This is a genomic window from Sphingomonas sp. P3_C6 (assembly GCF_056402595.1).
Window position 1 is genome coordinate 1 of the sequence record NZ_JBFUHB010000053.1, and the last position, 7155, is coordinate 7155.

The following is a 7155-nucleotide window of genomic DNA, read 5'->3' on the forward strand; positions in this document are numbered from 1 at the left end:
CGTGCAGAATAGCCGCTCGTCTGTTGATAACGACGATACCAGTTACCCGCCGTGCTCGGCGCTACGCCAAATATCGTCCCAGCCTCGCGGCACGTGCGTCCACCCGCCATCGACGCGACCACCCGCGCCCGCAAATCGTCAGAATAAGGTTTGCCCATACATGCTGACCTCCAGCCCAGTCAGCATCTTGAATCACAAAATCACCCCGCACGGAATCCTATGATTCAACTCGGTCGAATTCGACTCTAGGTCTGACCAACCAGATCGAGCGCGAGTCGCTCGATCTCTTCTCGCCAGGCGAGCTGGGAACGCCAGTGCTCGGGGATGCCGCTTGCGCCGTATAGCGCGCCGGCGAGTTGGCCGGTGATCGCCGCCACCGTATCCGCGTCGTCGGCGAGATTGGCGGCGAGAAGGATCGCCTCTTCGAAGGATCCGGTGTTTCCGACGCTCCACAGCGCGGCTTCAAGGCTGTGAACGACATAGCCGCTCGACGAGATCAGATCGCGCGATTTGGTGCGCCAGGAACCAGCAAAAACCTCCGCGATGCGCGGCGGTCCGCCAAACGCAAATGGGGCAAGTATATCGGAATGTGACGTGCCCAGGATTGCCCGCACGATCAATATCGCGAACCCCTCACACGCGGCCTGACACTCCTGTGCGGCATGAGTCAGGCTGCTTTGCCGGCGGGCGAAGTCGGCGGCCACTTCCTCACCGCGATGTGCACCCCAAATGGCGATTGGAGAGAGCCGCATCAGTGATCCGTTGCCGGCACTGAGCGGATCGGGCGAGCCTGCGAAAGGGTTGCCGTCTCGTTCGAACTGCCGAAGCGCGGTTCGCGTCGCCATCCCGATGTCGAAGCATGTGCCGGTGCAGCTATAGGTGCCGGAACGATACCAGTCGACGAAGCGCGCCATGCAATCTTCAGGATCGAAAACACCATTCTCGGCCAGGCTGTAGCCGAGTGCGAGTGCCATCGCCGTGTCGTCGGTCCATTGGCCCGGCTGAAGCTCGAACGGTCCGCCGCCAACCATGTCGGTCAGCGGCGGTTGGGCATCGCGCGCAGTGAATTCCAAGGTAGTGCCGACAGCATCACCCACGGCAAGCCCGAGCAACGCGCCGACGGCGCGATCCTCGATGCTCGCGGGCGTGGTCACCGGATCGGCGAGTTCGGGTCGAGCCGCATGTCGAGATAATGATCCACGCTGCCCATCAATTCGGGCATCTCATGCTCGAAGAAGTGGTTCGCCTTGGGGATCGTGTCGTGGTGGATCGTGATGTGCTTCTGCGTGCGCAGCTTGTCGACCAGCTTCTGGGTGGCGACCGGGGTCACGACCTCATCGGCTTCACCCTGGATGATGATGCCGGAGGCCGGGCAGGGCGCCAGGAAGGTGAAGTCGTACATGTTCGCGGGCGGTGCGATCGAGATGAAGCCGCGGATCTCCGGACGGCGCATCAGGAGCTGCATGCCGATCCAGGCGCCGAAGCTGACGCCGGCGATCCAGGTGGTCTGGGCCTCGGGATGGAAGCTCTGCACCCAGTCGAGCGCGCTCGCCGCGTCGGACAGCTCGCCGACTCCGTTGTCGAACGTGCCCTGGCTCTTGCCGACGCCGCGGAAGTTGAAGCGCAGGGTCGCGAAACCGCGGCGCTGGAAGGTCTTGTAGAGTTCCTGCACGATGCGGTTGTTCATCGTTCCGCCCGAGGACGGGTGCGGATGGAGGATCATCGCCACTGGTGCGCGTGGGCGCGGCGCGGGAGCAAAACGACCTTCGAGACGGCCGTCGGGACCGGGAAAAATGACTTCTGGCATGTGACCTGCTGACAAAAATTCGGTGAGCGCGTGGGTCGCGCGGAATATGGGCGCTATAGAATTGGGCGCTATATAGGCATGACGCGCTATCGCGCAATCATTGTGCCTTTTTAGCATTGTAGCTTTTGGAGACCCTGGCGCTTGGCCAACCGCATCTACCTGGATCATGCCGCGACCACGCCGATGCTGCCCGAAGCGGTGGCGGCGATGGGTGAGGGCATGAAACGCTGGGCCAATCCATCCTCCCCGCATGCCGAGGGACGCGCGGCGCGAGCTGGACTGGAAGAGGCGCGCGGTCGGATCGGGGCAGCCTATGGCTGGACCGGCGAAACGATCCTGACCAGCGGGGCCAGCGAATCGCTTGGGATCGCGCTGAACCGTTCGGTTGCGGAGCGACGGGCAATCTCGGCGGTGGAGCATGATTCGGTGATGCGGGTGGCGCTGCATGCGACGGTGTTGCCGGTGGATGCGACAGGTGTGATCGACGGGGCGGCGCTGGCCGAGACGCTGGCGCAGCCGGGGCGCACCCTGCTCGCCGTGCAATGGGCCAACAGTGAGACCGGGGTGCGTCAGCCGGTCGCCGCGATTGCCGAGGCGGTTCATGCCGCTGGCGGGCTGTTGCTGGTCGATGCGGCGCAGATGCCGGCTGGGGCGGATGACGATGTCGCGGCACATGCCGATTTTGTGGCAATCTCCGCGCACAAACGAGGCGGGCCGCCTGGTGTGGGTGGTTTGCTCGTGCGCGATTTTGCGACGCTGATCCCGAGCGGGGGGCAGGAGCGTGGTTACCGTGCGGGGACCGAGAATCTGCCGGGTGCCCTGGGTTTCGCGGCGGCCCTTGGCGTCGCGGAGGATGTGGCACGCCTGACCGTACTTCGATCGAAGCTCGACGATGCCATAGCCCGGTCTGGCGGCGAGGTGGTCGCGCGCGGCCAGCATCCGGCGATCGGGGCGTATCGCATGCGAGGGCTGCCGGCGACGACCCAGCTGATCCGGTTCGACATGGCGGGCATTGCCGTGTCGGCGGGCAGCGCCTGTTCCTCCGGCAGCATGAAGCCGAGTCATGTGCTGGGCGCGATGGGCTGGAGCGTCGATGCGTCGCGTGAGGTGGTTCGGGTGAGCTTCGGCCGGTCGACGAGCGAGGCGGATGTCGACGCATTCATCGCCGAATGGCGCAGCGTGTCGCGCGGGGCGCGAGCGTTCGCTGCATGATCTATCTTGATTACCAGGCGACGACGCCGCTCGCGCCCGAGGCGCTTCAGGCTATGCTCCCCTGGTTGCAGAGCCAGCATGCCAATCCGCATTCGGCCCATGCGCCCGGGCGCAAGGCAAAGGCGGTGGTCGAGGCCGCGCGGGATTCGGTGGCGGCGCTGTTGCCCGCCGGCGGATCGGTCAGCTTCACCGGCGGGGCGACCGAAGCGATCAACTGGGCGATCAAGGGTGTCGGGCCGGGCGGCATCGTCACGCTGGCGACCGAGCATGCTGCGACACTCGACACGGTCGAGGCGCTCGCGCGGGCGGGCAAGGTGGTGACGGTGCTGCCGGTACAGGCCGACGGGCTCGTCGATCTCGACGCTGTGCGCGCGGCGGTCGTGCCGGGCACGGCACTGGTCGCCGCGATGCTGGTCAACAATGAGATCGGCGTGATCCAGCCGATCGCCGAGCTTGCCGCCATCGCGCATGCTGCGGGCGCGCTGTTCCTGTGCGACACGGTGCAAGGCTATGGCCGGGTCGGCATTCCAGACGGGTGCGACATGATCGCGATCTCGGCGCACAAGATCCATGGACCGAAGGGGGTGGGTGCGTTGTGGATCCGCGACGGCCTATCGATCGAGCCGTTGCTGCACGGCGGCGGGCAGGAGGCTTCTGGCCGATCGGGCACCTTGTCGCCGGCCCTCTGCGCAGGCTTTGGTGCTGCCGCCAGGCTGGCGCTGGATTATGCTGATGACGATGCCGCCCATGTCGCCGAACTATGGGCGCTGGCGAGCGAGCGGCTGGGTGGAAACTGGATGATCAACGGGTCGGTCGAGCGGCGTTACCATGGCAATCTCAATATCCGGCGGAACGGGCTCGATGTGAATCGATTGATGTCGGAATTGCGCGATATCGCCTTTTCCGCGGGCTCGGCCTGTGCCAGCGGGTCGGGACGATCGAGCCATGTGCTACGCTCGCTCGGCCTGAGCGAGGCCGAGGCGCGGTCGAGCATCAGGCTGGGTTTCGGCCGCTATACGACGGAAGAGGAACTGGTGATCGCTATCGACCGACTCAATGCCGCCGCCGCAGCGCAGCGGATCGCCGCCTGATGCGGTTGCGCTTTATCCGGATCGACGGATCGATCAGTGAGGTCCAGGCGCAGCCGGGCGACCGGCTGCTCGAGGTGGCGCAGGCCGATGGCCAGCCGCTCGAGGGCACCTGCGAGGGGCAGATGGCGTGTTCTACCTGCCATGTCATCCTCGACGCGGCCGATTTCGACCGGCTGCCACGGCCGAGCGAGGATGAGGAAGATATGCTCGATCTCGCGGCCGGCGCCACGCGGACCAGTCGGCTGTCGTGCCAGATCTGGCTCGACGAGACGCTCGACGGATTGACCGTACGAATTCCGGGCGAGGTTCGGAACATGCAGGGCCGTTGATCATTACGCTCCCGTGCCTTCACGGCATGCAGGAGAAGATACCCATGAAAATTTTGGCTTTTATGGCAGCAGGCCTGATCGGCGCTGCGGCGCTTACCCCGATTCCGGCAAGCGCCACGGGCAACGGGCAGGGCGTCGTCGTGCGGGAACGCACCACTGTGCGCCACGTCAGCAACCATCGCCGCGACCGCGCGCGCTGGAAGACGGTGTGCCGCACCCAGTGGCGTAACCATCATCGCACGCGTGTGTGCCGCAAGGTTCGCGTTCGCTGGTAGTGCCAACTCCATACCCGCTGGTAAAGCGGGCTTGATCACACCGCCCGACTCCCCCATATGCGCCGCGGGAGTCGGGCGGACGTGGTCGTCGCCAACCCGGTCAGATCCGGAAGGAAGCAGCCGCAACGATTTCGCCGCGGGTCGTTCCGGCTCCCACCCGCACCATAATGAAAACCTGCTGATCTCTGGCGTCGCGGTCCGCGACCGCCTAGATGGATCGCAATGTCCGACTCCTTCGATCTTGGCGAACCGCCCCAGCCTGCAAAGGCGGAAGTGTACCGCGTCCTCGCGCGCAAATACCGGCCGCAGACCTTTGCCGAGCTGATCGGCCAGGATGCGATGGTCACCACGCTGGCCAATGCGATCAAGCGCGGGCGGCTGGCGCATGCGTTCCTGCTCACCGGCGTGCGTGGGGTGGGCAAGACATCTACTGCGCGGCTGATCGCCAAGGCGCTCAACTGCATCGGGCCCGACGGGACCGGCGGGCCGACGATCGACCCGTGCGGCGTCTGCGAGCCGTGCCGCGCCATTGCCGAGGGTCGGCATATCGACGTGATCGAGATGGACGCCGCCAGCCATACCGGCGTTGACGATGTCCGCGAGATCATCGACGCCTCGCGTTATTCGGCGGTGTCGGCGCGGTTCAAGATCTACATCATCGACGAAGTCCATATGTTGTCAAAGAACGCGTTCAACGCGCTGCTGAAGACGCTCGAGGAGCCACCGGCGCATGTGAAGTTCCTGTTCGCCACGACCGAGGTGAACAAGGTGCCGGTGACGGTGCTGTCGAGGTGCCAGCGGTTCGACCTGCGGCGTATTCCGGCGGACAAGCTTAGCGAGCATTTTGGGCGGGTGTGCACGGCGGAAGGCGTCGAGGCCGAGCCCGAGGCGTTGTCGCTGATCGCGCGGGCGGCCGAAGGGTCCGCGCGCGATGGCCTGTCGATCCTGGACCAGGCGATTGCTCATGCCGGCATCGAGGGTGGCGGCGTGAAGGCCGGCGCGGTGCGTGAGATGCTCGGCCTGTCGGATCGCGGCGCGACCCGCGACCTGTTCGGGCTGGTGCTCAGCGGGGATGGGCAGGGCGCGCTCGCGGCACTCAGGCGGCAATATGATTTCGGCGTCGATCCGCTCGGCGTGCTGCGCGCGCTGCTCGAGACGGTACATGCCACTACCCTGGTGAAGCTCGGCACCGCGCCCGAGGCCGGGCAGGCGGTGGAGGAGCGCGAGGCGCTGACCGAATGGGCCGGCAAGCTCAGCTTCGCCTCGCTGCACCGGCTGTGGCAGCTTCTGCTGAAGGGGCATGACGAGGTCGCGCGCGCGGCGTTGCCGATCGAGGCGTGCGAGATGGCGCTGTTGCGGCTGATCCATGCCTCGACCCTGCCGGATCCGGGCGAGCTGGCGCGGATGATCGCGAACGGCGCCCCGACGGGCAATGCCGCGCCTGCCGCCCCGGTGGTGCGGGAGCCGGCCCAGGCCGTCGACGCGAACCTGCCCAACAGCCTGCGCGATCTGGTCGGTTTTTTGGAAAAACAGGGCGAGCATACGCTCGCGGTTAAGCTGACGCGCAGCGCCAGCGTCATCCGGTTCGAGGCGCCCGAACTTGTGTTAAGCTCCTCGCGACCGCTGCCCGTCGATCTGATCCGCGACCTGAATATCGAGCTGAGGCGGTTGACCGGCAGGACGTGGAAGGTCACCTCGGAAGACGCGCAGGGCGCGCCGACGATCCGTGAGGAGATGGAGGCCGAGCGCGATGCGATGCGCGCCGCGATCCTCGAAACGCCGGTGGTGAAGGCGGCGTTCGAAGCGTTTCCCGATGCAGAATTTCCTGAAAGCGAACTCGACCGCCTGATGGCGGCACAACGGAGTGTATGATGAAGAGTATCGAAGACATCATGGCCATGGCGCAGAACGTCCAGGCCGAACTGACCAAGGCGCAGGCCGGCCTCGACGCGATCGAGGTCGAGGGTGCTGCCGGGGGCGGGCTGGTCAAGGTCAAGGCGTCGGCCAAGGGGCGCATCATCGGCATCGACATCGACGAATCGCTGCTCTCGGCGAGCGAAAAGCAGATGCTGGAAGATCTTGTCGTCGCGGCGTTCAATGACGCCAAGGCCAAGGCGGATGCGGCGTCGAGCGCCGAGATGTCCAAGATGACGAGCGGTATTCCGTTGCCACCGGGTTTCAAGCTGCCCTTTTAGAGCGGGATGACATTTGACTGATTCAAATGGGATTCCCTTTGGTCTGATTTTCTGATTCAAGATGCTGGCTGGAGATCGGAGGCCAGCTAGCATGGCCAAGCCCTATTCGATGGACCTGCGCGAGCGGGTTGTAGCGGCGGTGATGGAGGAGAGCATGTCCTGCCATGCGGCAGCGGCACGCTTTGGCGTAGCGGCGAGCTCGGCGATCAAATGGGTACGGCGTGTGCGTGAGACGGGTAGCGCAGC

At 65.4% G+C, this 7155-nt stretch carries 9 protein-coding genes, 1 other RNA gene and 1 pseudogene; 8 read left to right on the top strand and 3 right to left on the bottom strand.

Annotated features, from left to right (window positions below):
• The 3 genes from AC1DT7_RS24000 to AC1DT7_RS24010 all read right to left on the bottom strand — a co-directional run.
• The coding region (locus AC1DT7_RS24000) for a helix-turn-helix domain-containing protein (protein ID WP_478034994.1) at nt 1-158 on the bottom strand (158 nt) is incomplete at its 3' end.
• Nucleotides 159-245: 87 nt separating this feature from the next.
• Nucleotides 246-1154, bottom strand: coding sequence for an ADP-ribosylglycohydrolase family protein (locus AC1DT7_RS24005; protein WP_478038814.1), 909 nt, complete (start codon nt 1152-1154; stop codon nt 246-248).
• A complete protein-coding gene (locus AC1DT7_RS24010; protein WP_478038816.1) occupies nt 1151-1807 on the bottom strand; it encodes an alpha/beta hydrolase in 657 nt (218 codons plus the stop codon). The genes AC1DT7_RS24005 and AC1DT7_RS24010 overlap by 4 nt, the downstream gene beginning before the upstream one ends.
• A gap of 141 nt (nt 1808-1948) precedes the next feature.
• Here AC1DT7_RS24010 and AC1DT7_RS24015 point away from each other — a divergent pair, with 141 nt between their 5' ends.
• The 8 genes and pseudogenes from AC1DT7_RS24015 to AC1DT7_RS24050 all read left to right on the top strand — a co-directional run.
• The gene (locus AC1DT7_RS24015) at nt 1949-3019 is read left to right on the top strand and encodes a cysteine desulfurase family protein (RefSeq protein WP_478038818.1); all 1071 of its coding nucleotides are present in this window, start codon (nt 1949-1951) and stop codon (nt 3017-3019) included.
• Nucleotides 3016-4110 (top strand): cysteine desulfurase family protein, encoded by a 1095-nt coding sequence (locus AC1DT7_RS24020; protein ID WP_478038820.1) that lies wholly within the window; start codon nt 3016-3018, stop codon nt 4108-4110. The genes AC1DT7_RS24015 and AC1DT7_RS24020 overlap by 4 nt, the downstream gene beginning before the upstream one ends.
• On the top strand, nt 4110-4439 hold the full coding sequence (locus AC1DT7_RS24025) for a 2Fe-2S iron-sulfur cluster-binding protein (protein WP_478038822.1): 330 nt from the start codon (nt 4110-4112) through the stop codon (nt 4437-4439). Before AC1DT7_RS24020 ends, AC1DT7_RS24025 begins: the two co-directional genes overlap by 1 nt.
• Nucleotides 4440-4483: 44 nt before the next feature.
• Nucleotides 4484-4714 carry a hypothetical protein gene (locus AC1DT7_RS24030; protein ID WP_478038823.1) on the top strand — a complete coding sequence of 77 codons (231 nt, stop codon included), beginning with the start codon at nt 4484-4486 and terminating at the stop codon, nt 4712-4714.
• 63 nt (nt 4715-4777) lie between these two features.
• Nucleotides 4778-4875: signal recognition particle sRNA small type (ffs, locus tag AC1DT7_RS24035), an RNA gene on the top strand.
• A 61-nt stretch (nt 4876-4936) separates the two neighbouring features.
• Entirely contained in the window at nt 4937-6586 is a 1650-nt protein-coding gene (locus tag AC1DT7_RS24040) for a DNA polymerase III subunit gamma/tau (RefSeq protein ID WP_478038825.1), read from the top strand.
• Nucleotides 6586-6909 carry a YbaB/EbfC family nucleoid-associated protein gene (locus AC1DT7_RS24045; protein ID WP_478038827.1) on the top strand — a complete coding sequence of 108 codons (324 nt, stop codon included), beginning with the start codon at nt 6586-6588 and terminating at the stop codon, nt 6907-6909. Before AC1DT7_RS24040 ends, AC1DT7_RS24045 begins: the two co-directional genes overlap by 1 nt.
• 91 nt (nt 6910-7000) lie before the next feature.
• A pseudogene (locus tag AC1DT7_RS24050) lies at nt 7001-7155 on the top strand (IS630 family transposase); the annotation flags it as partial.

Excerpts from the sequence above, each read along its gene's own strand:
- AC1DT7_RS24020 (WP_478038820.1), top strand. The coding sequence starts at position 3,016 with ATGATCTATCTTGATTACCAGGCGACGACGCCGCTCGCGCCCGAGGCG.
- AC1DT7_RS24010 (WP_478038816.1), bottom strand. The coding sequence starts at position 1,807 with ATGCCAGAAGTCATTTTTCCCGGTCCCGACGGCCGTCTCGAAGGTCGT.
- AC1DT7_RS24025 (WP_478038822.1), top strand. The coding sequence starts at position 4,110 with ATGCGGTTGCGCTTTATCCGGATCGACGGATCGATCAGTGAGGTCCAG.
- AC1DT7_RS24045 (WP_478038827.1), top strand. The coding sequence starts at position 6,586 with ATGAAGAGTATCGAAGACATCATGGCCATGGCGCAGAACGTCCAGGCC.
- AC1DT7_RS24040 (WP_478038825.1), top strand. The coding sequence starts at position 4,937 with ATGTCCGACTCCTTCGATCTTGGCGAACCGCCCCAGCCTGCAAAGGCG.
- AC1DT7_RS24030 (WP_478038823.1), top strand. The coding sequence starts at position 4,484 with ATGAAAATTTTGGCTTTTATGGCAGCAGGCCTGATCGGCGCTGCGGCG.